Genomic DNA, 21,427 nt, shown 5'->3' with positions numbered 1-21,427 from the left:
AATCTACCGCTTTCTCTTGGACTTGGTCCTCTTAGGCTGTTGACGTTGATGAGAGGCACCGGACTCCAGTTGCCTCTCCTGTATCTCCTTGGCCTTCGCCAAAGCCTCATCCTCAAGGGATGGCTCACCGGCCTTTTCCCTGCGGCTGTTCTCACGCACGCGATCACGAGCCTGCTTCTCCTCGGCGGCTGGCGAACCTGGCGTCGGCATCCTGCGAACCTGCCACAAGGTCTGGCCAAGATTCCACGTGTTGTTGGTCAGCCAGTAAATCAGCACGGCAAACGGGAAGGCAACACCGGAGAAGATGTACATGACCGGGAAGATGTATGCCATCATTTTCTGCATACGATATTGGGAACCCTCCATCGATGCACGTGGCATGTTCTTTCTTGTGTTATGGAACTGCGAATAGAACATGGTGAGGCACATCAGCGCGATGAAGATGACGATGACGATCTTGCCTGCACCCTGGGCGGTGGTCAGATTGTCGGAAATATGAATTCCGAATATCTGGGTCTGCTCGAATTCCTTTGAGATCTTGAGCGTGAAGGCACCCAACGGCTCGCGCTTGCCCCTGGCAATGTACGGCACAGCCGAAAGAACATAGAACATCGTCATGAATATCGGGCTCTGAATCAGCGCGGGCAGGCAGGATCCAGCCGGATTGGCGTGATTGTCCTGATACAGCTTCATCATCTCGCGACTTGAAGCCTCTTTGCTGGCCTGATCGGTCTTACCCTTGTATTTGTTCTGTATCTTCCGCATCTGCGGCTGAATGGCCTGCAGCTTTCGCATGGCCATCATCTGCTTGATGAACAGCGGAAGGATCAGCAGTCGCACCAGGATAACCAGCAGCACCACCGACAGCACCCATGCGACGCCTGGGCCGCTGGAAAAACCTATGAATGTCAGGAACTTATGGCAATAGACCATCACATAGGTCATCAGCCACTCTATCGGGCGAAGAATCCGATAGAAGAAACCGAATAGACCGGAATCGAAAGTAAAGTTTTGTGAAATCATTGTCTCAGGCAATCTCCTTATCTGAGGCAGTTGCGGTCAGACGAGGCTCCTCATGTGCCTTCGACCATGAACAACGATAGAACAGCGAAAACCGCTGTGGAACATCATCAATCCCGCCGTTGCTCCAAGGACGGCAACGGAGCAATCGAAACGCTGCGAGCATGAACCCTCGGAAGGCGCCAAAACGACCGATCGCCTCAGCCGCATAGCGCGAGCAACTCGGATAGTACTTGCATCTTGGAGCCATCTGCGGTGATACGCGGGACTGATACCAGCGAATGGAAGCTAGCATCCACCGCGACGCGGCACCGGTGCGACTGAATCGTGCGGATGCCGGACCGTCGCAATCACATGCGTGGGCCTCAGAATGCACCTTGGTGCCCTGATCGCCTGTGATTGGGAAAACATTCTGACCGACAGTCATACGACTCCCCCTTGCATCATGTTGTGCGGATGCCGCTGCTCATATCTCTTCGCAACCTGCGCGAAAAGCTCGCTGACCTGCTGCTCCAAGGATGCGTAGCTTTGCTGCGATGCATGTGGCTTTGCCCTCATTACCACGTCGCACACTGCCGGAAGCACCTGCTCCCTGGACGCGGCAAGTTGACGAAAGCGTCTTTTAACCCCATTTCGGGTGACGGCATTGCCGACATTCTTTGCGACAGCCAACCCCAGTCTTCGCCTTGTCATGGGTTGTTCACCAAGAAGGGAGTCGCCACTGGCCACACCACTCGGATTCTGCACTTCAGGGAGTCCGGGTTTCGCCTCTGAAACTAGCCCCGAAACGGGCTGCGTGGATGCAGTCTTGTTCAACGCGGGTACAGCAGTAGCTGAGATATTGGCATCACCGGCAAAAAAGCGGTAATGCAGAACGATATCTCTACTGGTGACCTTGTTTCTCTGCTTCAGCACGGTCACAAAATCGCGATGGCTTCTGAGCCGTTCCACTGTGAAATGAATTCTGAAAGTATAGACTGTCCAGCAGCAATCAGTTCAGGCGGAAAGCGTCTTGCGCCCTTTTGCACGGCGACGATTGATGAGCGCGCGACCCGAACGTGTGCGCATACGCAGGCGGAAGCCGTGCTTCATGTGGCGGCGGCGGTTATTCGGTTGGAATGTCCTCTTCATAATTAATAACGCTCCTGAATTTTCAGCCATGCAAAAGCACGGCTCATGGTGAGTCAAGCTATACCAAACTACACAGGTTAGTGCAATCAGTCAAAGCGCAAGAAATTTTTCTGTGTTTTTCCGACATAATCCTGAGTCGCATATTGGCAAGAAATGCTGCAATAGCAGTGATGGCACGGGGTGAAGTTATCCACAAATTACACGGTTGTTATTCACAAATGAGTCATTTCAACACGCAATGCTGTGGATAACTCAGCGAATACGGTGTAAACATAACCTACTGTCCGTTTATTATGTTGACTATATTGGATTGGGGAAGAAGGAACGATGGCACAGGGTCCAGAGGCTTCATCGCTGCAAGCGAAGCATATGTGGGATTCTGTGCTGCAAATTCTCCGCACAAGCAACACACTTACGGCGCGGGACAAGGGTTGGCTTGAGGATATTTCACCGGAGGCGGTTTTCGGGAGCACCATCGTGCTCTGCGTCTCGAACAAGGCGGCCCAGGAGGCCATTCAAGACACGTTGAACGGTTCGCTGCTCGATGCCCTGCAGACGGTGAGCGGGACGGCGATGTTCCCTGCGATCAAAATCGTCAAGCCAACGAACGCCGTTGGGCAATCGAAAGCCGGCACGGAACAGGCCTTCCAACCTGAAACGACACGCGCAGCCCAGGATTCTGGGGATTCGCAGCAGGGCGAGGAGCCGAACAACGCGATCTCGGCCGCATCGTCACCGGAATTCAGCTTGGCAGAACCGGTCGTCGCGCCGATGCGGCATCGTGAGGAAACCGTTCAGACCGCATCGATGCCTTCTGGCCTCGCCACCCCAGCCGTCCGTCAGAATGACACTTCAGAAGAGCCGCCCCAGACATTTGACGGACGTTCCACGCTGCCCTTCTCGATGCCAAGCTTTCCTGGTGGCCAGCAGAAGGTTGAAAGAGATCCCGAGACCCACCTGAACACCAACGCCACATTCGACACATTCGTCCCCGGTGATTCCAACAGATTCGCACGCACCGTCGCACTTGCGGTGGCAGAGGGTTCGGGGCGCGACTTCAATCCCTTATGTATCTATGGCAGTTCGGGATTGGGCAAGACGCACTTGCTGAATGCAATCGGCAACTATGCACTGGTAAAAGATCCATCGTTGAAGGTTCGCTACGTGAATTCAGAGGAATTCACCAATGAGTTCATCGATGCCCTGCAGAATTCTGCACACGGCAGTGGTCAGATTACCGAATTCAATCACCGTTACAGGCAGGTTGACGTTCTGCTCATCGATGACATTCAATTCCTTGGCGGCAAGGAAGCCACCCTGGATCAGTTCTTCCACACCTTCAACGCCCTGCATGACGCCAACAAGCGCATCGTCATCGCTTCCGACGTTCAGCCCAAGAATCTCAAGGGCTTTGAACAACGCTTGATATCACGCTTTGATTCAGGTCTTACCGTTGACGTCAAGCCACCGGATCGCGAGACCCGCGTGGCCATACTTCGCATGATGTCATCGAACAGCGGCGCCAGAATTCCGAACGAGGTGCTGGACCTCATCGCTGAACGCTTCACCGAAAACATCCGTGAACTCGAAGGAGCCCTGACACGCGTAACGGCCGTGGCAAGCCTCAACGGTCAGAATGTCACCAAATCCTTGGCGGAACAAACCCTGCAGGACTTCTTTACGACCGATGTCGAGATCAAGCCGACCGACATCATCACCCAGGTGGCACAATACTTCCATCTGACCTTTGACGATCTCGTCGGACGGACCCGCACCAAGAACATAGCCCTGGCGCGCCAGATTGCCATGTATCTGGGCAGGGAAATGACCAGCATGTCACTTGTCGACATAGGGGAGGTCTTCGGCGGACGCGACCACACCACGGTCATGCATGCCTATACGCGAATCTCTGGCGAAATGCAGGAAAAACGCGAGATCTACAACTATGTGATGGAACTCACCGTCAGACTGAAGCAGCACCCGATCGAGTAGCGCCGCAAGTCCTGTGGACATCTGACCGGGGAAGGGTCATGTTCAGTTTTTTCATACGCAGACACGCCAGAAGGGAAACAATGTTGAAAAAAGTTATCCACATGCTTATACACAGATGTGGGCAAAGCATGGGAATAACTGCCGAATTTAGGTGCATAACTTGTGCGTTTCCTGTTGACACACATGCTAAAAATGTTGATAACTTGAACACCGCGTGACAGATGTGGATAAGTACCTTGGTTGTCCACATTTCCCCACCGGGTTGTCCACATTCCTCACGGACCGTCGCTCTGTGGAAAACTGCCGAAGCGAGCACTTATCCACATTATCCACAGCCCTTATGAAGATGATTACAGACACAGATACATAGATCATCACCATCAACACAATGAACCGTGAACGTCACAATGGAAAAAATGGATTCATGTTGGTTAGAATGAATTCGAGAAATCTTACTATGAAGGCACATTATGAAAGTTGAAATTAATTCTTCGGCCCTTGCCGATGCAGTCGCTTGGACGACACGAGTCATTCCTGCCCGCCCGGCTTCACCCATTCTTGCAGGAATCAAGCTCGAGGCAATTGACGGAACATTGCAGTTAAGCGCCTTCGATTACGAAGTCTCTGCCCGTCACCATATCGAAGCAGGGATCGACGAGCCTGGAACTGCTCTCGTCCTTGGCAAATTACTTGCAGACATCACGAAGTCACTTCCCTCCGCAACCACATATCTGACGACAGACGACTCGAAGATGACCATCAAGTCGGGCAAATCGACGTTCACTCTTCAGCTGATGCCAGATTCCGAATATCCCGATATGCCCTCCGTTCCTGAGAATCTCGGTCAGGTCGATGCACAGACTTTCATGCAGGCCATCTCTCAGGCGACGGTCGCTGTGTCGCGCGAAGAGAACCGGCCTGTGCTCACTGGCGTGAAAATCAGCATTGACGGCGACAAGGTCGTGATGACCGCAACCGATAGGTTCAGGCTGTCGCGAGCATCATTCACCTGGACTCCGAAGCAAGCCGACACCGAAACCGTCACCCTGGTCCGTGGATCCCTGCTCCGCGACATAGCCCGCTCATTGGATGAGCATGAAAACGTTGTCATTGATTTCGATCCTCAAAACCCAACAATGCTAGGTTTTGAGAATGCGGGTCGTGTCTCGACCTCGCAGCTCATCGACGGAGAATTCCCGGCCGTCGACCGTCTTTTCGCCTCCGACTATCCGATTCAAGCCGTTCTGGACAGACAGTCCCTGATCGATGCGATAAAGCGCGTCGCCTTGGTGGCAGAGCGGAACGCTCCGATCCGCATGGTGTTCTCCAAGCAGGAGCTCGTGCTGTCCGCCGGTGCGAGTGATGAGGCACAGGCATCCGAGACGCTTGATATCGATATGGATGGGGAAGACATCACCGTTGCATTCAACCCTGCCTATCTGATCGAGGGTCTCAACGCGATCGCGGAGCCATATGTGAGGATGAAGATGACGACTGCGGTCAAGGCCGTGGAATTCAACGGGCAGCAGGAATCTGATTCCGATGAATCGCTTGATTACCGCTATCTGCTCGTTCCCATGCGCTTCACCAACTGATTTCGTGGGCGAAGCAGCCTTGGCCCAAGGCCAGTGAAGAAAGCCTGGTGACTGCGGATCGAGCGTTGAATGCGTTGCATAGGTTGGGCACAATGAGTGAATCGGTATTCGGCTCAGGGGATTGGCATGTATATTTCGAGATTGGCGTTGGACCATTTCAGGTCATGGGAAGCGTGCGTTCTTGATTTCGACCGGGGAATCAACATACTGCAGGGCAGGAATGGCCTAGGCAAGACCAATATCGTGGAATCCATCGAGGTTCTGGCTACCGGGTCAAGCCAGAGAACCACATCCGCTCTTCCGCTCATCGAACGTGGAAGCACCACCGCTGTGGTACGTGCCAACGTGGTTCAGGACAGATCCAAGGTCGGGCAGCAGGAGCCGGATCGAGAACAATCCCAGGAAAATGCTGTCCCGAAGATGCTCGAGATGAGCATCCATGCCAGGGGAGCCAATCGAATGAGGGTCGATTCAGGCCCTTCCCACATGATGAGAGATGCGCTCGGACTCGTCTCATGCGTCAGCTTTTCCCCTCAGGATCAGCATCTCGTGACGGAGGATCCAGCGGCCAGACGCATGTTTCTGAATCAGTCCGGCACGCAGCTTGATGCGCACTATGACAATGTTCTGCAAAGGACCAGGCATATAGCTCAGCAGCGTGTCGCCTTGCTCAAGCAGCTGGGACACAAGGGGCAGCAATCTGGACTCGATGCAGGTCTGCAGCCCTCGATGGCTGCATCGTGGGCTGCATCGACGCATGAGTATGGTGCTGACCCGGCTGACCCTGGATTCAGCCCGACGCAGGGTTCCTCTGCGAATGCTGCGGCGCTGAGTGGATTGGAAGTCTGGACCGGTCAATTCATCGAGGCGGGAGTCGAGCTCACCCGGAGCCGAACCAGGATCGTCGAAAGGCTCAACGAGCATTTCTCCGAGATATATCGCCAGCTTTCGGACAATCGTGGCGAGGCCAGGCTGATGTACAGGCCATCGTTTGCCGAGGTGATAGATTACGAGCAGCCGTTCGACGCGATCAGTGCGCATTTCCAGCGCATATTCCAAGGCGAGCTGGCGAGAGGCTTCAACCTGATTGGCCCGCAGAGGGATGATCTGGAGTTCATCCTCGATGATGTTCCAGCGCGGGAGTACGCGTCGAATGGTGAGCAATGGACATTGGCCATCGCATTGAAGATGAGCCTTCATCAGGCCTTGATCGATGAGAACGCAGATGTGCCGATCATCGTGCTTGACGATGTGTTCGCACAGCTGGATGAGAATCGCAGATCGCAGATAATACGCTTTGCGGAGCGGCAGCGTCAGGTTCTGATCACGGTCGCCGCGGCCAGCGACATTCCTGAATTGTCCGGTGCGAACATAATCGATGTCGAGGCGCTTCATGACATGAGTGGCTTCGGTGACTGCCCCTCTGCGAGTCTGCCGCGTTCGAGCGATGACGACGAGGAACGTCAGAAGGAGCCGAATGACGTGAAGGATGCGTCCTCGGCGCTGCACCAGGGCGGTGATGACTCGTGAGGAATGACACCCCCATAGATCTTCTGCTGCACCTCAATGTGAGCAAGTTGCCCGAGCAGACCTTCAGGCCGTTCGCCATGCGGGGCATGAGCGTCCGGAGACTGCGGGAAAGGTCGAAGGAAGCGTGGTGGAACTTCGGGAAGCCAGGAAGGGATCCGAACAGGCTTGGGGGAGTGCTCGAACAGATAGCGGAACAGTCGCAATGGGTCCCCCATCTCAAGATCGCACAGCTGGAGCGTAATTGGAATGATGTCGTCGGACCTGCGATCGCTTCGCATTCCCATGTGGTTTCGTACAATCGTGGCATCCTGACCATTCAGGCATCGTCGACGGTGTGGGCGACGCAGCTGAGCTATCTCATCCCACAACTGCAAGACACGATTGCAGAAAGGCTCGAAGGTCTTCCGATCGAGCGCATCGAGGTAACGGGGCCACACTCATATTCCTTCAGAAGGGGTAAGTTCGACATCCCGGGTCGTGGAGTTCGAGATACGTACTTCTAAGGGCGTATAGTCCCGCTTTACTAGTATCCTACCTATAGAAGGTTTGAGGCCTTGAAGGGCTGTTTTTTTGCTTTTTAGACTATAATGGCTGTGTGGCAGACACTCAGAGTCGCTGACATTGCTGCAAAGCCGATACGAGTCGATGCATGGCAATCGACGAAGAAAGGAATGGTCGTGGCAGAGGATGACACGAAGTTGGATTCGCCGGATGCTGCATCTTCCGAAGATGAAACCAACCCCATCAACGAAGGCAGTGAATTGAACGAAGGTAGCGAGATAGACAGCGAAATAGACGAGGATGGCGAGGTCGCTTCGCCTGACGAGGCGAATTCAAACGAAGCCACTGACGGTGACCGGCTCGAGGATGCCCAGCTTGATGATTCCTTGGCTCCAAAGCATTATGATGCCAGTGATCTACGGGTTCTCGAAGGCTTGGAGGCGGTGAGGATCCGCCCGGGCATGTACATCGGTTCGACCGGGCCACGAGGTCTGCACCATCTGGTCTATGAGATAGTCGACAATTCCGTGGATGAGGCCCTTGCAGGTTACGCGAACCACATCGAAGTGACCATCCTTCCAGACAATGGGGTCAGCGTCGTCGACAACGGACGAGGCATCCCAACGGACGAGGTCCCAGGTGAAGGGGCAAGCGGCGTTGAGGTCGTCATGACCAAGCTTCATGCCGGCGGCAAGTTCGGCGGAGGCGGCTACGCGGTTTCCGGCGGTCTGCACGGCGTCGGCATCTCCGTCGTGAACGCGCTCTCGACCCATGTCGATATCGAGGTTCGCCAGAAGGGCTATCACTGGATTCAGCACTATGCTGACCAGAAGCCGACGGCACCGTTGCGACGTGCAGAGCCGATGACCGAAGACGAGCAGACAGGCACGACCGTCACGTTCTGGGCGGATCCCGACATATTCGAGACAACGACCTATGATTTCGAGACACTGCGAAGCAGATTCCAGCAGATGGCATTCCTGAACAAGGGATTGCGTCTGTCATTGACCGATCTGCGCCATGTCGACGAGGCGGGGGACGAGGTCACCGGCGATGGCGAGAACGTTGCCGAGGAGCTTCATCGCACGGTCTCCTACCTCTATCACAACGGCATCAAGGATTACGTCGCATACATGGTGAAGGCCAAGAAGGCCAATCCTGTCGAGGAGGATGTGATCGACATCGAGGCCGAGGACGTCAAACTCGGCATCTCGGCTGAGATAGCCATGCAATGGACGTCTGCATATTCGGAATCGGTGCATACCTTCGCAAACACGATTTCGACGACAGAGGGCGGCACGCACGAGGAGGGCTTCCGCGCAGCGCTCACCTCCATGGTCAACCGCTACGCCAGAGACAAGAACATTCTGAAGGACAAGGACGATAACCTTTCGGGTGACGATGTCCGCGAAGGCCTTACCGCAGTCATCTCGGTCAAGCTCACGAATCCCCAGTTCGAAGGTCAGACCAAGACCAAGCTGGGAAATTCCGAGGCGAAGACCTTTGTGCAGCGCGTCATGACCGAGAAGCTGGGGGATTGGTTCGATGCCCATCCCGGCGAGGCCAAGATGATCATTCAGAAGTCCCTGGAAGCTTCACGCGCGCGCATCGCTGCGAAGAAGGCGCGCGAGAACACCCGCAGAAAGTCCATCTTCGAGACGGCGGGCATGCCTGACAAGCTCAAGGACTGCCAGTCCAACGATCCCAGCGAGTGCGAACTCTTCATCGTCGAGGGCGATTCCGCAGGCGGTTCGGCCATTCAGGGGAGAAACCCGCTGACTCAGGCAATCCTGCCGCTGCGTGGAAAGATCCTGAACACCGAGCGTGCAAGCATCGACCGCATGATGAAGTCCGACACCATCGAATCGCTGATCACCGCGGTCGGTGGCGGCTATGGCGAGGAGTTCGATCTTGACAAGGTCCGCTATCACAAGGTCATCATCATGGCCGATGCCGATGTCGACGGTGCGCATATCGCGACGCTGAACCTGACGCTGTTCTTCCGCTACATGAGGCCGATGATCACTGCCGGCTACGTTTATGTCGCGATGCCGCCGCTGTACCGACTCAAATGGACGAAGGGCGCGCATGACTTTGTGTACACCGATGCCGAGCGTGACCGCGTGCTTGCCGAAGGCAAGGAATCAGGCAGGCAGCTGCCGAAGGGCGAGGGCATCCAGAGATACAAGGGTCTGGGCGAGATGAGCTATCAGGAGCTGTGGGAGACCACGATGGATCCGGAGCACAGAGTGCTGAAGAAAATCCATATAGAAGATGCGGCGCAGGCCGATGAAACATTCTCGATGCTGATGGGCGACGACGTCGAACCACGTCGTCTGTTCATCCAGCGCAATGCACATGACGCCCGATTCATCGATGCCTGAGATGGTCAGACAGCTGGCTGCATAAGAATCTCATTGACCGAGATTTGTCTCAATATTTGAAATGTGAACAGTCCGAAACACTAAGGAATGACAGTGGCAGACGATAACAATACCAACGGAGCCGACGGATTGGCCGACGATCCATCTGAGCGCTCACAGGAGCCGCTCAGCCCGCAGGAGAGTGACACGACCGACTATGGCCTGCTCAATGGCGAAAGGGTTCAGCGCATGGACCTGCAGCAGGAGATGCGCGAATCATATCTGGCATATGCACTGTCCGTCATTGTCGAAAGGGCTTTGCCTGATGTGCGCGATGGCATGAAGCCGGTGCATCGCCGCGTCATATATGCGATGTATGACGGGGGATATCGCCCCGATCGCGGCTATAACAAATGCTCTCGCGTCGTCGGCGATGTCATGGGCAAGTACCACCCACACGGTGACAGCGCCATCTATGACACCCTGGTGCGCATGGCCCAGCCTTGGTCGATGCGCTATCTGCTCGTTGACGGTCAGGGCAACTTCGGCTCTCCGGGAGACGACCCTGCGGCGGCCATGAGATACACCGAATGCCGAATGGCTCCTCTGGCCATGGAAATGGTACGGGACATCGACAAGGATACGGTCGTCTTCGCTCCGAACTACGATGGCAAGACCCAGGAACCGACCGTGTTGCCTGCTCGCTTCCCCAACCTTCTGGTGAACGGATCGTCAGGCATTGCCGTGGGCATGGCGACGAACATCCCTCCGCACAACATGGGCGAGGTCGCCACAGGCGTGCATTGGGCCCTTGATCACCCGGAAGCGACCCGAGAAGAATTGCTGGAAGCCTTGCTCAGCATCATCAAGGGTCCCGATTTTCCGACGGGCGCGACGATTCTGGGCCATAAGGGCATCGAACAGGCATATCGAACCGGACGTGGACTGATCACGATGCGTGCGGTCGTCAACACCGAAGAGATTCGTGGGCGCATGTGCCTCGTCGTGACCGAATTGCCATATCAGGTCAATCCCGATCGTCTCGCATCATCCATCAAGGATGCCGTGCGCGATGGCAAGATTCAGGGCATCGCCGACATGCGCGATGAAACCTCCGGTCGCACGGGCCAGAGACTCGTGCTGGTATTGAAGCGCGATGCGGTGCCGAAGGTGGTGCTGAACAATCTTTACAAGCATTCGCAGCTGCAGCAGACTTTCGGGGCGAACATGCTTGCCCTGGTCGATGGTGTGCCTCGGACCCTGAGCATCGACGCGTTCATCCGCCACTGGGTGAACCATCAACTCGAGGTCATCGAACGTCGCACCAGGTATCTGAAGCGTGAAGCCGAGGAGCGTGACCATATCCTGCAGGGATATCTGAAGGCTCTCGACATGATAGACGAGGTCATCGCCCTGATCAGGCGCTCTCCTGACGTGGATGCCGCCAGAACCGGCTTGATGTCGCTGCTCGATGTCGATCAGGTGCAGGCGGATGCCATATTGGCCATGCAGCTGCGTCGTCTGGCTGCTCTTGAACGTCAGAAGATCATTGACGAGCACGAGGAACTCATGCGCCGCATCGCCGACTATGACGATATTCTCGCCAAGCCAGAACGCCAGCGTGCAATCGTGGGCGACGAGCTCGATGAGATCGTTCATAAGTATGGCGATGCGCGCAGAACCAAGATTCTGCCGTATTCCGGTGAAATGAATGTCGAGGACCTGATCGCGGAAGAGAATGTGGTCGTCACCGTCACGCATTCCGGTTACATAAAGCGCACGAAGGCTGATGAATATCGCGCCCAGCATCGTGGTGGCAAGGGAATTCGCGGTGCCAAGCTTCGCGAGGATGATATCGTGGACCACTTCTTCCTCACCAGCACCCACAATTGGCTGCTGTTCTTCACCAACAAGGGGCGTGTATATCGCATCAAGGCCTTTGAGCTGCCAGAGGGCTCGAGAGATTCCAAGGGGCAGCATGTCGCGAATCTCCTGCAGTTCTCACCCGATGAGAAGATACAGCAGGTGCTTTCGATAAGCGACTATGACGCTGCGCAATACCTGGTTCTCGCAACCAAGAGCGGCAAGGTCAAGAAGACCAGACTCAACGAATACGATTCGACGCGTCAGGGTGGTCTCATCGCCGTGCGGCTGATGGAATTCGCGGGCGAGGGAGAGGATGCCGACGCACAGATATCCGATGAATTGGTCGGTGCATCGCTGTGCAATGCCGGAGATGACATCATTCTGGTATCCCGCAAGGGCATGAGCGTAAAGTTCTCGGCAAATGACGAGACCCTGCGTCCTATGGGACGTCAGACGGCTGGCGTGCAGGGCATGAGATTCCGTGAGGGCGACGAACTGCTTAGCATGGATGTCGTTCCTGAAGATTCCAACGAAGACCTGCTTGTGGTCACCGATGAGGGCTTTGCCAAGCGCACGGCGCTGAGCGAATACCGCCTGCAGGGACGCAATGGCTATGGCGTGAAGGCGATTCAGCTTGCACAGGGTCGCGGATCGCTTGTCGGTGCCGTTGTGGTAAGCGAAGATGATGAGATTCTCGCCATCATGAAGTCCGGCAAGGTCATCCGTTCGAACGTCGCCGAGGTCAAGCGCACGGGACGAACGACTCAAGGCGTCACGCTTGCCAAGCCAGACAAGAGCGACGAAATCCTTTCCATCGCACGCAACATGGAAGATGCCGAAGACGACAGCACGGCAGCGGAAATGGTCGAAGCCGGTGCGATTGCGGACAATGCCTTGGAACCAGCGCATCGATCGGCTCAATCTTCCACGGACGGGTCCGACGGCAATTCTGCTGAGAATGTGGACGATTCAGCGAAATGAAGCAAAAGACCATGAAAGCTGGTAGCGTCACAACAGAGTCGCGAGGCATATCGATCAAGGAGAAACGATGAGCCAAAATAACGATGAACCGCGTAAGCCTATTGATTTGAACCATGATGAGCTTTTGGGCGGGACAAACGCAGACCTGAATTCCGCAGGCTTGAGTGAAGAGGATGCGAAGGTGGATGCATTGCATGAGGAACCTTCGCACGAAGAGCACGGTCCGCGTGTGGCACGGTCCGCACGTTCCCTGTCTTCGAACCCAGCGGTGAGCGAGAATCAGATTCATGAGACCCAGCCGTCACATCCTATGGAGCAGTCCCACGTTTCCTCGTCCCATGAACAGGCACGCGCCCATTCCGCCGAAAGGTCGGCCGGCCAGAAGCCATCGGTTCCAAGGGCACGCAGAATGAAGCTTTCCGTCACCCGAGTCGACCCATGGTCGGTTACCAAGGTATCTTTCCTGCTGGCCATCGCAGGCGGAATCATTCAGATCGTGGCAGTCGGATTCATCTGGTTCCTGCTCAATTCCATCGGTCTGTTCGATAGCGTCACCCAACTGGTGTCAAAGACTGGCCTGGATGCGGGAAGCTTCGATCTATCGAGCATTCTCAGCTTGGGAACCGTGCTTAGTGCAGTGACCATATTCTCTATCTTCGAGGTTATTCTGGTCATGGTGCTCGCAACGATCGGCGCGTTCCTGTACAACCTTGTCAGTGCGCTGGTTGGTGGCGTTCACGTGATTCTCGGTGATGACTGATTCCAAGATGACCACCGGCGATGCCGTTATTCGGATCCATTGATTCTGCCCTGGGCCTTCGATGATGCTGAATGCGCAATTCCGAAAGAAGGATTGCGCAGAAGATCAAGACGAAGCCCAGGGCAGTCTCTATGCTGACATGCTCATGGACGAGCACGATTGCGAACAGCACGCCAAACAGGCTTTCAGTGCAGAGGATGATCGAGCCCTGCGTTGCTGGAATCTTGGAGAAGGCAGCATTCTGGAAGGTCTGAGCGATAAGCGTCGACCCGACGATCAGATAGGCCATAGACCATGAAATCGTGGGTGTGAAGCTCGTCAGACTGGGGATTGGCTCGAAGATGAGGGCTCCTGCAAGAAACATGATTCCGGCGATCACGAATTCATAGAGCGTGAGAATCAATGGGTCGAATTTCTTTGCAAACATCCCTTCAAGCACAAGATTCAACGCAAAGATCAAGGCACCGACCATTGTCAATGCGTCACCCGTGCTGAAATCCAGCCCCAGTCCCGTGGATGGCAATGAGATGAATCCGATGCCGACCAGACAGATGATTGCGGCAATGATGTTTCGCATGGTCGGAGCGCGGCGTGCGATGCACCAGACCAGGAAAGGCACGATGACGCAATATGTGGCTGTCAGAAAGGCGTTGCGTCCAGGAGCGATCGATGTGAGACCCTCCATCTGGAACATGAAGGCCATCCAATAGCTCAGGCCAAGAAGCATGCCTGGAATGACCATATGCGAGAGTCTGGTGCGACGGATTCGTGGCCATAATGCCACCGCCAGGATCATGGATCCCAAGGTAAGTCGAATGGCCATCATCCATTGCACATCAATGGCATCCAACGCAATCTTCGAGAAGGTATAGCCACCACCCCAGGTCGCCGCGGCGACAAGCAGCATGATACGTGCCATCCATGGAGAAAGTCGCGTGTTTTCCGGTTCCGCAATGTTCACGACTGCCGAGTCTAGTCATGCAGGGCGAGAAGATGAGATTCGTCGAAGATCGCCTGGCTGAGCCAGCCCATGCGGGCATTTGCAGACTCATCTGTAAGCAATGCGGCTTGGAACTTCGGGCAAGCGATTCTAAAGTGGGGAGTGTGAAAAAGGTATAGAGGTCGTTGGCTCACGACACCGATTTGGGGAGGCGGCATGATGAGATACATGGTTACTGGAGCTTCTGGCGGTTTCGGTGGTTACGCATTGGATTGGCTGCGCAGACTTGCTCCCGAAGATGACATTGTCGGTTTGATTCGCGATCCTCGCAAGGCGGCGAAGGTCGAATCCAAGGGCTTTGAGGTGAGAATCGGAGATTACGGGGACATTGATTCTTTGATGAGTGCTTTTGGTGGGGTAGATCGGCTGCTGTTCATCTCGGGCGCCCCTGGCAATCGTAGGAGTGAGCATGCGCATGTCGTAGAGGCGGCGAAGAGACGCGGTGTCTCCTTCATTGCATATACAAGCCTTGCCCAGGCCGACTTGGTCCATAATATGCTCTCCACCGACCATGTGTTCACCGAGGCGAAGATTCTTCAATCTGGAATTCCTCACACGTTTTTGCGCAATAACTGGTATTTGGAGAATGAGGCCCTGTTGTTCAGGCATGCGCTGAAAACAGGTCGGCTGATTTATATGTCTGATGAGGCAACGGTCGGCTGGGCCCTTAAACGCGAATATGCCGAGGCTGCTGCACGTGTGCTGATTTCCGGGAATGAGCCAGAGGTCATGGAGCTATCGGCGGACCCGACCCGCTACGGCGAACTGGCGCAGGCGCTGGAAGCCGCCACGGGCAAGGCAATCGAGGCTGTTGACCTGGATGAGGAGCAGTTCGTTGAGGCGCTTAGAGACGATGCCTCGGAGCAGACGGTCCAAGGCATGGTGGAAGTGCAGCGGCTGATTGCGCATGGCGACCTTGAGGTTGAATCCGACGATTTCACCCTTGCCCTGGGGCACTCCCTGCTCGGTCTGGAGGACGCAGTGAAGGAGGTTCTTTCCAAGCAGCATCTTTTGTGAAGGGCTGAATTACGGCGATTTGCTTACTGAAGTGTTAGAATTTGCCTGTCCAGTCAAAGATTCGCATGCGTCTGGGCGCTGTGAATGCTTGGCATACGATTTGAGAGGGGTGGTTGAAATGTTGGGTTTGGTTCTTGTACTTCTGGTTCTCTGGATTATCGGCGGTATCGCGGGACTCCTGCTCAAGGGAGTGCTCTGGCTGTTCTGGGTTTCACTCGTTCTGTTTGTGATTACTGCGGTCTTCGGCTTTGTCAGAGGACTTTTCAGTGGAAAACGTTCATGATTGAATATTAAAGATAATAAACGAACGATTGAGGGCTGCATTTCACGATAATGCAGCCCTCAATTGTCGAGATACCGAGTTTTGCGGCAATTCGAAAGTATTGAAGGCTGAAATGCCTGAAATAAGGGCTGCATCGTGCGAAAAATCGCTGTCTATACTACGGAATTGCCGCAAAACTCGGTATCTCGAAATAAATCGCCCGAGTTCGCTACTCTTCGGCGCTGTAGATTGCCTTCTCGATGCGAATATCAGGAATGATCCACAGCAGAGCGACCAGGACGTATATTGCATACGACGCGATTGACTGTATGAATGCGACGCATGCAGCAACCGCATACCCCACCATGGAAACTTTGCCCTTGTAGTCCTTGCCGAGGGTCTTGGCCAGTTGTGATTCCCTGCCTTGCAGATGGATGATCAGGTTCTGCAAAACAATATAGGCAACCGAGCACATCAGCAGAATTATGCCATATACACATGCAGGAGCTGTGGTCAGCGGGTGCTCGTCCGCCCACGCCGTCGAGGCGGGAATCAGCGACAGCCAGAAGAGCAGGTGAAGGTTGGCCCAAAGAATCTGGCCATTTACGGTATCGACCATCATGAGCAGATGATGATGATTCGTCCAATAGATTCCTATGTAGATGAAGCTCAGCACATATCCAAGAAAAACAGGCAGATCGGTTTCCAGATTGGTGAATGATGCCCCTCGAGGAACTTTCAGCTCCAAAACCATAATCGTGATCATGATGGCAAGCACGCCATCGCTAAACGTCTCCATGCGATTTTCTCCATACATGCTCCTTTCGTTGCTGTCATTGTTGCACGAAGTGGGATTAAGACAAACGTGGTCATCTGATTTTCTTGTCGAATCCTTTCTGCGTTCACCAATCGGTTGTAGGTTGGAGCTATGAAGGTTGATCTTCTTGATGAGCGCGGCTATGAGCAAACAATGCGAGAGACAGTGTTGCCGTCGTTGGATGCGTGCCGATCTGAAGGCTGGCTCACAGCCTCGGCAGGTTCACGAGCTTCGCAGGAGAACGATGCTGGAAAGATACATTTCGTATGTTTCGATGCTCACGCATTCGGTGAATTGCATATCAGCGGTGCGACTGCACGATTTCGCGGTGCTGTGGTCATCTCCCATGGCATCACGGAGTTTGCGGAGAAGTTCAATGAGATTGCCTGGTATTTCCTTAAGGCAGGGTATTCCGTCTGCATTATCGAGCATCGAGGTCACGGTCAATCGGCGCGGGATGTGACCGATCCCAACCTTGTTTGGATCGATGACTGGAACAGATATATCGAGGACATGGCACATTTCTGCTCTCAGATTGCTCAGGAATATGCCGATGGTTTGCCGCTCTGCCTCTTTGGACATTCGATGGGTGGCGGCATAGGTGCCGCCGTTCTGGAACAGCATCCGACCATCTTTGACAAGGCAGTGCTATCTTCTCCAATGATCGCCCCACGAATCGGCCTGCCTGACTGGCTCGCAACGGCATTCATCAATGCGGCATGCGATATTGGATTTTCCAAGCGCATGGCTCCTGGCCAACTGCCCTTTGTGACGGCGTTGAGCGACCGGGATTATGAACACGCCAGCGCGTCGAGAGTGAATTGGTTCCATGCCTTGCGCATGAACGATGTCCGACGGCAGACCAGCGCTCCCACTTACTCATGGGTGCGTGAAGCGCTGAGGCTATCTCACAGCGTGCTTCAATCCAATATGTGCGATCGGATAGAGACGCCTCTGTTGGTCTTTCAGGCAGGCGACGACGACTATGTGCTCAATCCTCCGCAGAATCGATTCGTGCAGCAAGTGCGTGACGGTGGCTGCCCAGCTGAATTGATTCGAATGGACAATGCCCGTCATGAGATCTTCGGCATGCCCAATGCCGCCATGGAGCCCTATGTCGACAGGATAATCTCGTTCTTCAACGATCCAATCCGGCTATAGGACGTGTGCCGAGTGTTCTATGGATAGTGTTGGAAAGGCGTCGGGAGCGGGAACTTTCATAATCGAAGTGGCGGTATCACTCCTCAGCAGCCCTTCTTCGGCCAATTGGGCAACCTAGTCGGCAACCCAGGCGGCAACCTAGTCGGCAACCCAGGCGGCCACCTAAGCCATTCTGGAATGGCCGTTTGAGGCCTCGGCACTCATCATTCAACATGATTCAATGCAGAGGTGCCATCAGACATTGACGGTGTTCGCCAAGGAGCCAAGTTCCTTGATGGATGCGATCAGAGACTTCTGCAGCGTTTGTGCATTCTGAACTGACGCATCGCCATCGATATGAGCTACGACTTTCAATGCCGCGATGAGCAGGGCAACTGCAAGACGAGCCTTATGAGGGTCATGAGTGCGCTGTTCGGTCAGGACATGCAAGCTCTTGAACAGTTCCTTGAAATGTGCCCCGACCTCGGCAAAGGCTTCGGTGTGACAGCCCGAAAGCTGTTCGCGGAGCATGCTCGTGTCCTTTGGCACTATGATGCAGGATGCTACCAGAGCACATATGTCTGAAAGCAACTCACCTGGGCTATGGAGAAACTGCTCTCGCTGTGCAGCTGTCAAGGGTTGCAACGAGACGCCGAAGATGGCATCTGCCTTTGAGGGATAGTAGTTGAAGAACGTTCGCGCAGAAATATTGGCACCCGCACAGATTTCTTCTACGGTGACTTCCGCAAATCCGCGATCCCGCGCCAATCTCACGGCAACATCATGAATGGTCTCGCGTGTCAGTCGCTTCTTGCGCTCACGTAAGCCGAGGTTTTCCATGTCGTTCATCGCTGCTTTCTATTCCTCAATGGTTCTTCGACGCCAGTGTTGCATGGTCAATCATTGAGTATTCAATCACCGTATCACTGAGCCAAGCCGTTACTGCAAGTACTGGTGCACGAATGTCGAACTTTCAATGATTGACATGACTATGGAAGGTCTGCGGCGGCAGTTCTATGCCTCGGCTGCCTTGAGCTTTTCGGCCGCAGCCTGATCGGCCGCCAGATCCTCCAGCGCGGAGCGTTCCCTCAGCGGCGGGACCTTGAAGAAGCTCGTCAGCAGCAGCGCAAAGGTGAGCACACCCCCACCAATCCAATATACGGTGCGAGCGGAGGCATCGAAACCATTGATGAATGGCTGGGTCAACCTGCTGTCTGCGCCGTTCAGGAAGGAGGTGTCGCTTGTCGAGGATGATGAGTTCAGAGATGAGCTCTTGCCACTGTTCTTCTTCATGGCATCGGAGAGCTTAGGAACGACCTCCTTCACCACTGCCTTGCGCTGAGAGGCCTGCGCGTAGTCGATGCTCAGCTTTCCATCGACGACGCTGAGATTGCGCTGGGACGCCACCTCCTTCAATGCCTGGCTCTGCGCTGCAGGCGTTGCCGCTGCGACCTGGCTCTTGATCATGGACTGCACGACTGTGGAGTCAGTGACGCCCATGGCAGCTGCCTGCTGTCGCACCGCTGCACTTACCTTGGTCTGAACGGCGGCCGCAGCCGCGGCGTCGACCTTGGTCGTTGCCGTGTCGAGCGACTCCTGTGACTGCTTCTTGATCTGCGCAACTATAGGATTCCAGATCTGCCTCATGACCGCCTTGTTCTCCGAAGCTCTTGCGACGCTTGGCGTCAAGGCGGCATTCAGGCCATTGCCCAGGGCCGTCCTGTCAGACATGGCATTGAGAATGTTGGCTGGCATGACGGAGAACAGCACTGAGAGCAGCACGGCTGTGCCCATCGTTCCGCCAATCTGGCGGAAGAAGGTGGCTGAGCTTGTTGCGACCCCCATGTCCTTGCTCAAGACTGCGTTCTGACTCGCCTGAATCAATGCCTGCATAAGGAAGCCGATGCCAAGTCCCAGCACGAACATGCCGATCATCATCGCCTGAAGCGGCCTGCCAACTGCCCAGATCAGCAATGCGAAGCCTGCGATGGCGATGGCCGTCCCGACAGGCGGGAACCATTGGTATCTGCCGGTGCGAGAGATGATGATTCCAGCGGTGACCGAGGAGATCATCAGGCCAATGACCATAGGTATGGTTGCGAAGCCTGACTGTGTGGGAGAAAGGCCTTCGGCGATCTGCAGATAGAGCGGAATGGTCAGCATTGCGCCGAACATGCCGAAGCCAAGCAATGCGCCCAGAATCGATGCCATTGAGAATGACTTGGAGACGAAGAGTCTCAGTGGCAGGATTGCATCGTCATGCATGTGCTGTTCGATGATGATGAATGCAATGAGGCCAACGAATGAAATGATGTAGCAGACGATGGACCCTGTGGATCCCCATCCCCAGTCGCGTCCCTCTTCGGCGACCAGCAGCAGTGGAACGAGTGTGACGACGACGGTTGCAGCGCCCCACCAGTCAACTCGATTATGGCGCTTGTTGCCGAATCGTGGCAGATGCAGAAAGGCGAAGACCATGCCGAAGGCGAGCAATCCGACCGGTACGTTGATCAGAAACACCCAGCGCCAGCCAGCGATGCCAAGGATGCTGCTTGCGTTGGCGAAGATTCCGCCAATCAGCGGGCCGATCACTGTCGAGACGCCGAACACTGCCAGGAAGTATCCCTGATATTTGGCTCGATCGCGTGGCGCGACGATGTCACCGATGATGGCGAGCGGCAGTGACATGAGTCCACCGGCTCCAAGTCCCTGGAAGGCTCGGAAAGCGGCGAGCATAATCATGGATGTCGAGAAGCTCGACATCAGCGAACCCAGGATGAACAGGCCAATGGAGAAGATGAAAAGCGGGCGTCGGCCATAGATATCCGACAGCTTTCCATAGAGCGGGGTGGTGATCGTCGACGTGATCAGATAGGCAGTGGTGACCCATGCCTGTTCGTTGAGCCCATGGAGGTCGTCGCCGATCGTTCTGATTGCCGTGCCTACCACCGTCTGATCCAGAGAGCTCAGGAACATGGCCGTCATCAAGGCATAGATAACCAGCATGATCTGGCGTTGATCCATAAGGCCGTGGCTGCCGGATGAATGCCTGCTCTGACTCCGGCCCGGTGCTGCTATTTCAGATGCCATATGATTGCAAGTTCCTTCCGTAAGGAAAATTTGTAACGCACGCGAACACCTCAATGGTGCAAGTTCCACATGCATGTGAGTCGAGCGCATTCAAGGAAAGCGCCCGAAGCAAAAAGTTACATTACTATAAACTTGCATAGATGCATAATTATGCTGTCGGTAAGTGTGATGCATGCAACAATCGACACAGGGTCGGTACAGGACGGTTGGCATCCAATTCGTCTGAGAACCGTGTCATTGGTCAGCATATCGTTCGCATAAGGCCTCATCTGTAACACGTTGTGTGGGTTTCGGTAATGTTGCATGTCTAGCATGAAGTTCATTCAGAGGGTAAAAATTGGTCTGACGCCGTGTTGTTCGGG

17 protein-coding genes are annotated in these 21,427 nt (G+C 54.8%); 9 read left to right on the top strand and 8 right to left on the bottom strand.

The window, feature by feature from the left end:
- Positions 1-3: 3 nt before the first annotated feature.
- The 4 genes from yidC to rpmH form a co-directional block, all read right to left on the bottom strand.
- Positions 4-1,023, bottom strand: a complete 1,020-nt coding sequence (yidC, locus tag QN062_RS06415) for a membrane protein insertase YidC (RefSeq protein WP_369341008.1) — start codon at positions 1,021-1,023, stop codon at positions 4-6.
- A 4-nt stretch (positions 1,024-1,027) separates the two neighbouring features.
- Positions 1,028-1,315 carry a membrane protein insertion efficiency factor YidD gene (yidD, locus tag QN062_RS06410; protein WP_369342562.1) on the bottom strand — a complete coding sequence of 96 codons (288 nt, stop codon included), beginning with the start codon at positions 1,313-1,315 and terminating at the stop codon, positions 1,028-1,030.
- A 128-nt stretch (positions 1,316-1,443) separates the two neighbouring features.
- Positions 1,444-1,971, bottom strand: a complete 528-nt coding sequence (rnpA, locus tag QN062_RS06405) for a ribonuclease P protein component (RefSeq protein WP_369342778.1) — start codon at positions 1,969-1,971, stop codon at positions 1,444-1,446.
- 45 nt (positions 1,972-2,016) lie between these two features.
- Positions 2,017-2,151 carry a 50S ribosomal protein L34 gene (rpmH, locus tag QN062_RS06400; RefSeq protein WP_055427958.1) on the bottom strand — a complete coding sequence of 45 codons (135 nt, stop codon included), beginning with the start codon at positions 2,149-2,151 and terminating at the stop codon, positions 2,017-2,019.
- A gap of 369 nt (positions 2,152-2,520) precedes the next feature.
- On the opposite strand from rpmH, the gene dnaA reads away from it, so the two are divergent.
- The 7 genes from dnaA to QN062_RS06365 all read left to right on the top strand — a co-directional run bounded on the left by dnaA (position 2,521) and on the right by QN062_RS06365 (position 13,739).
- The gene (gene dnaA, locus QN062_RS06395; RefSeq protein WP_394854712.1) at positions 2,521-4,143 is read left to right on the top strand and encodes a chromosomal replication initiator protein DnaA; all 1,623 of its coding nucleotides are present in this window, start codon (positions 2,521-2,523) and stop codon (positions 4,141-4,143) included.
- Positions 4,144-4,613: 470 nt separating this feature from the next.
- Positions 4,614-5,738 (top strand): DNA polymerase III subunit beta, encoded by a 1,125-nt coding sequence (gene dnaN, locus QN062_RS06390; RefSeq protein WP_369341006.1) that lies wholly within the window; start codon positions 4,614-4,616, stop codon positions 5,736-5,738.
- A gap of 126 nt (positions 5,739-5,864) precedes the next feature.
- Complete coding sequence (locus QN062_RS06385; protein WP_369341005.1) at positions 5,865-7,268, top strand: DNA replication/repair protein RecF; 1,404 nt, start codon at positions 5,865-5,867, stop codon at positions 7,266-7,268.
- A complete protein-coding gene (locus QN062_RS06380) occupies positions 7,265-7,771 on the top strand; it encodes a DUF721 domain-containing protein (RefSeq protein WP_369341004.1) in 507 nt (168 codons plus the stop codon). The genes QN062_RS06385 and QN062_RS06380 overlap by 4 nt, the downstream gene beginning before the upstream one ends.
- A 384-nt stretch (positions 7,772-8,155) precedes the next feature.
- Positions 8,156-10,153, top strand: coding sequence for a DNA topoisomerase (ATP-hydrolyzing) subunit B (gyrB, locus tag QN062_RS06375; RefSeq protein WP_394854711.1), 1,998 nt, complete (start codon positions 8,156-8,158; stop codon positions 10,151-10,153).
- Between the two features lie 93 nt (positions 10,154-10,246).
- Positions 10,247-12,979: a DNA gyrase subunit A gene (gyrA, locus tag QN062_RS06370; RefSeq protein ID WP_404984310.1), complete on the top strand. Its 2,733-nt coding sequence runs from the start codon at positions 10,247-10,249 to the stop codon at positions 12,977-12,979.
- Between the two features lie 67 nt (positions 12,980-13,046).
- Entirely contained in the window at positions 13,047-13,739 is a 693-nt protein-coding gene (locus QN062_RS06365) for a DUF3566 domain-containing protein (RefSeq protein WP_369341003.1), read from the top strand.
- On the opposite strand, the gene QN062_RS06360 is transcribed toward QN062_RS06365, so the two are convergent.
- Complete coding sequence (locus tag QN062_RS06360; RefSeq protein WP_369341002.1) at positions 13,693-14,646, bottom strand: DMT family transporter; 954 nt, start codon at positions 14,644-14,646, stop codon at positions 13,693-13,695. The genes QN062_RS06365 and QN062_RS06360 overlap by 47 nt on opposite strands.
- A gap of 261 nt (positions 14,647-14,907) precedes the next feature.
- Between QN062_RS06360 and QN062_RS06355 the strand changes: the two genes are divergently transcribed.
- On the top strand, positions 14,908-15,756 hold the full coding sequence (locus QN062_RS06355; protein ID WP_369341001.1) for an NAD(P)H-binding protein: 849 nt from the start codon (positions 14,908-14,910) through the stop codon (positions 15,754-15,756).
- A 491-nt stretch (positions 15,757-16,247) separates the two neighbouring features.
- Here the strand turns inward: QN062_RS06355 and QN062_RS06350 are convergent, their stop codons facing one another.
- Complete coding sequence (locus QN062_RS06350; RefSeq protein ID WP_369341000.1) at positions 16,248-16,817, bottom strand: TMEM175 family protein; 570 nt, start codon at positions 16,815-16,817, stop codon at positions 16,248-16,250.
- 129 nt (positions 16,818-16,946) lie between these two features.
- On the opposite strand from QN062_RS06350, the gene QN062_RS06345 reads away from it, so the two are divergent.
- Positions 16,947-17,996, top strand: coding sequence for an alpha/beta fold hydrolase (locus QN062_RS06345; protein WP_369340999.1), 1,050 nt, complete (start codon positions 16,947-16,949; stop codon positions 17,994-17,996).
- Between the two features lie 234 nt (positions 17,997-18,230).
- Here QN062_RS06345 and QN062_RS06340 read toward each other — a convergent pair whose 3' ends face one another.
- Both QN062_RS06340 and QN062_RS06335 read right to left on the bottom strand, forming a co-directional pair.
- Positions 18,231-18,824, bottom strand: a complete 594-nt coding sequence (locus tag QN062_RS06340; protein ID WP_369340998.1) for a TetR family transcriptional regulator — start codon at positions 18,822-18,824, stop codon at positions 18,231-18,233.
- A 165-nt stretch (positions 18,825-18,989) separates the two neighbouring features.
- Positions 18,990-21,065 (bottom strand): MDR family MFS transporter, encoded by a 2,076-nt coding sequence (locus tag QN062_RS06335; protein ID WP_369340997.1) that lies wholly within the window; start codon positions 21,063-21,065, stop codon positions 18,990-18,992.
- Between the last annotated feature and the right edge of the window lie 362 nt (positions 21,066-21,427).

Origin of the sequence: Bifidobacterium sp. WK012_4_13 (genome assembly GCF_041080835.1) — a bacterium.
In the GTDB taxonomy this organism is placed as follows: domain Bacteria; phylum Actinomycetota; class Actinomycetes; order Actinomycetales; family Bifidobacteriaceae; genus Bombiscardovia; species Bombiscardovia fermentum.
The sequence above is the reverse complement of the archived record's forward strand: the minus strand, read 5'-3'. Positions and strand labels throughout refer to the sequence as shown.

What these genes read in the sequence shown, in the direction of transcription:
- QN062_RS06355 (WP_369341001.1), top strand. Translation starts at nt 14,908, where the DNA reads ATGGTTACTGGAGCTTCTGGCGGTTTCGGTGGTTACGCATTGGATTGG.
- QN062_RS06385 (WP_369341005.1), top strand. Translation starts at nt 5,865, where the DNA reads ATGTATATTTCGAGATTGGCGTTGGACCATTTCAGGTCATGGGAAGCG.
- rpmH (WP_055427958.1), bottom strand. Translation starts at nt 2,151, where the DNA reads ATGAAGAGGACATTCCAACCGAATAACCGCCGCCGCCACATGAAGCAC.
- dnaN (WP_369341006.1), top strand. Translation starts at nt 4,614, where the DNA reads ATGAAAGTTGAAATTAATTCTTCGGCCCTTGCCGATGCAGTCGCTTGG.
- dnaA (WP_394854712.1), top strand. Translation starts at nt 2,521, where the DNA reads ATGTGGGATTCTGTGCTGCAAATTCTCCGCACAAGCAACACACTTACG.
- QN062_RS06365 (WP_369341003.1), top strand. Translation starts at nt 13,047, where the DNA reads ATGAGCCAAAATAACGATGAACCGCGTAAGCCTATTGATTTGAACCAT.
- yidC (WP_369341008.1), bottom strand. Translation starts at nt 1,023, where the DNA reads ATGATTTCACAAAACTTTACTTTCGATTCCGGTCTATTCGGTTTCTTC.
- QN062_RS06350 (WP_369341000.1), bottom strand. Translation starts at nt 16,817, where the DNA reads ATGGAGACGTTTAGCGATGGCGTGCTTGCCATCATGATCACGATTATG.
- yidD (WP_369342562.1), bottom strand. Translation starts at nt 1,315, where the DNA reads ATGCTAGCTTCCATTCGCTGGTATCAGTCCCGCGTATCACCGCAGATG.
- QN062_RS06360 (WP_369341002.1), bottom strand. Translation starts at nt 14,646, where the DNA reads ATGCTGCTTGTCGCCGCGGCGACCTGGGGTGGTGGCTATACCTTCTCG.
- QN062_RS06335 (WP_369340997.1), bottom strand. Translation starts at nt 21,065, where the DNA reads ATGGCATCTGAAATAGCAGCACCGGGCCGGAGTCAGAGCAGGCATTCA.
- QN062_RS06340 (WP_369340998.1), bottom strand. Translation starts at nt 18,824, where the DNA reads ATGAACGACATGGAAAACCTCGGCTTACGTGAGCGCAAGAAGCGACTG.
- QN062_RS06345 (WP_369340999.1), top strand. Translation starts at nt 16,947, where the DNA reads ATGAAGGTTGATCTTCTTGATGAGCGCGGCTATGAGCAAACAATGCGA.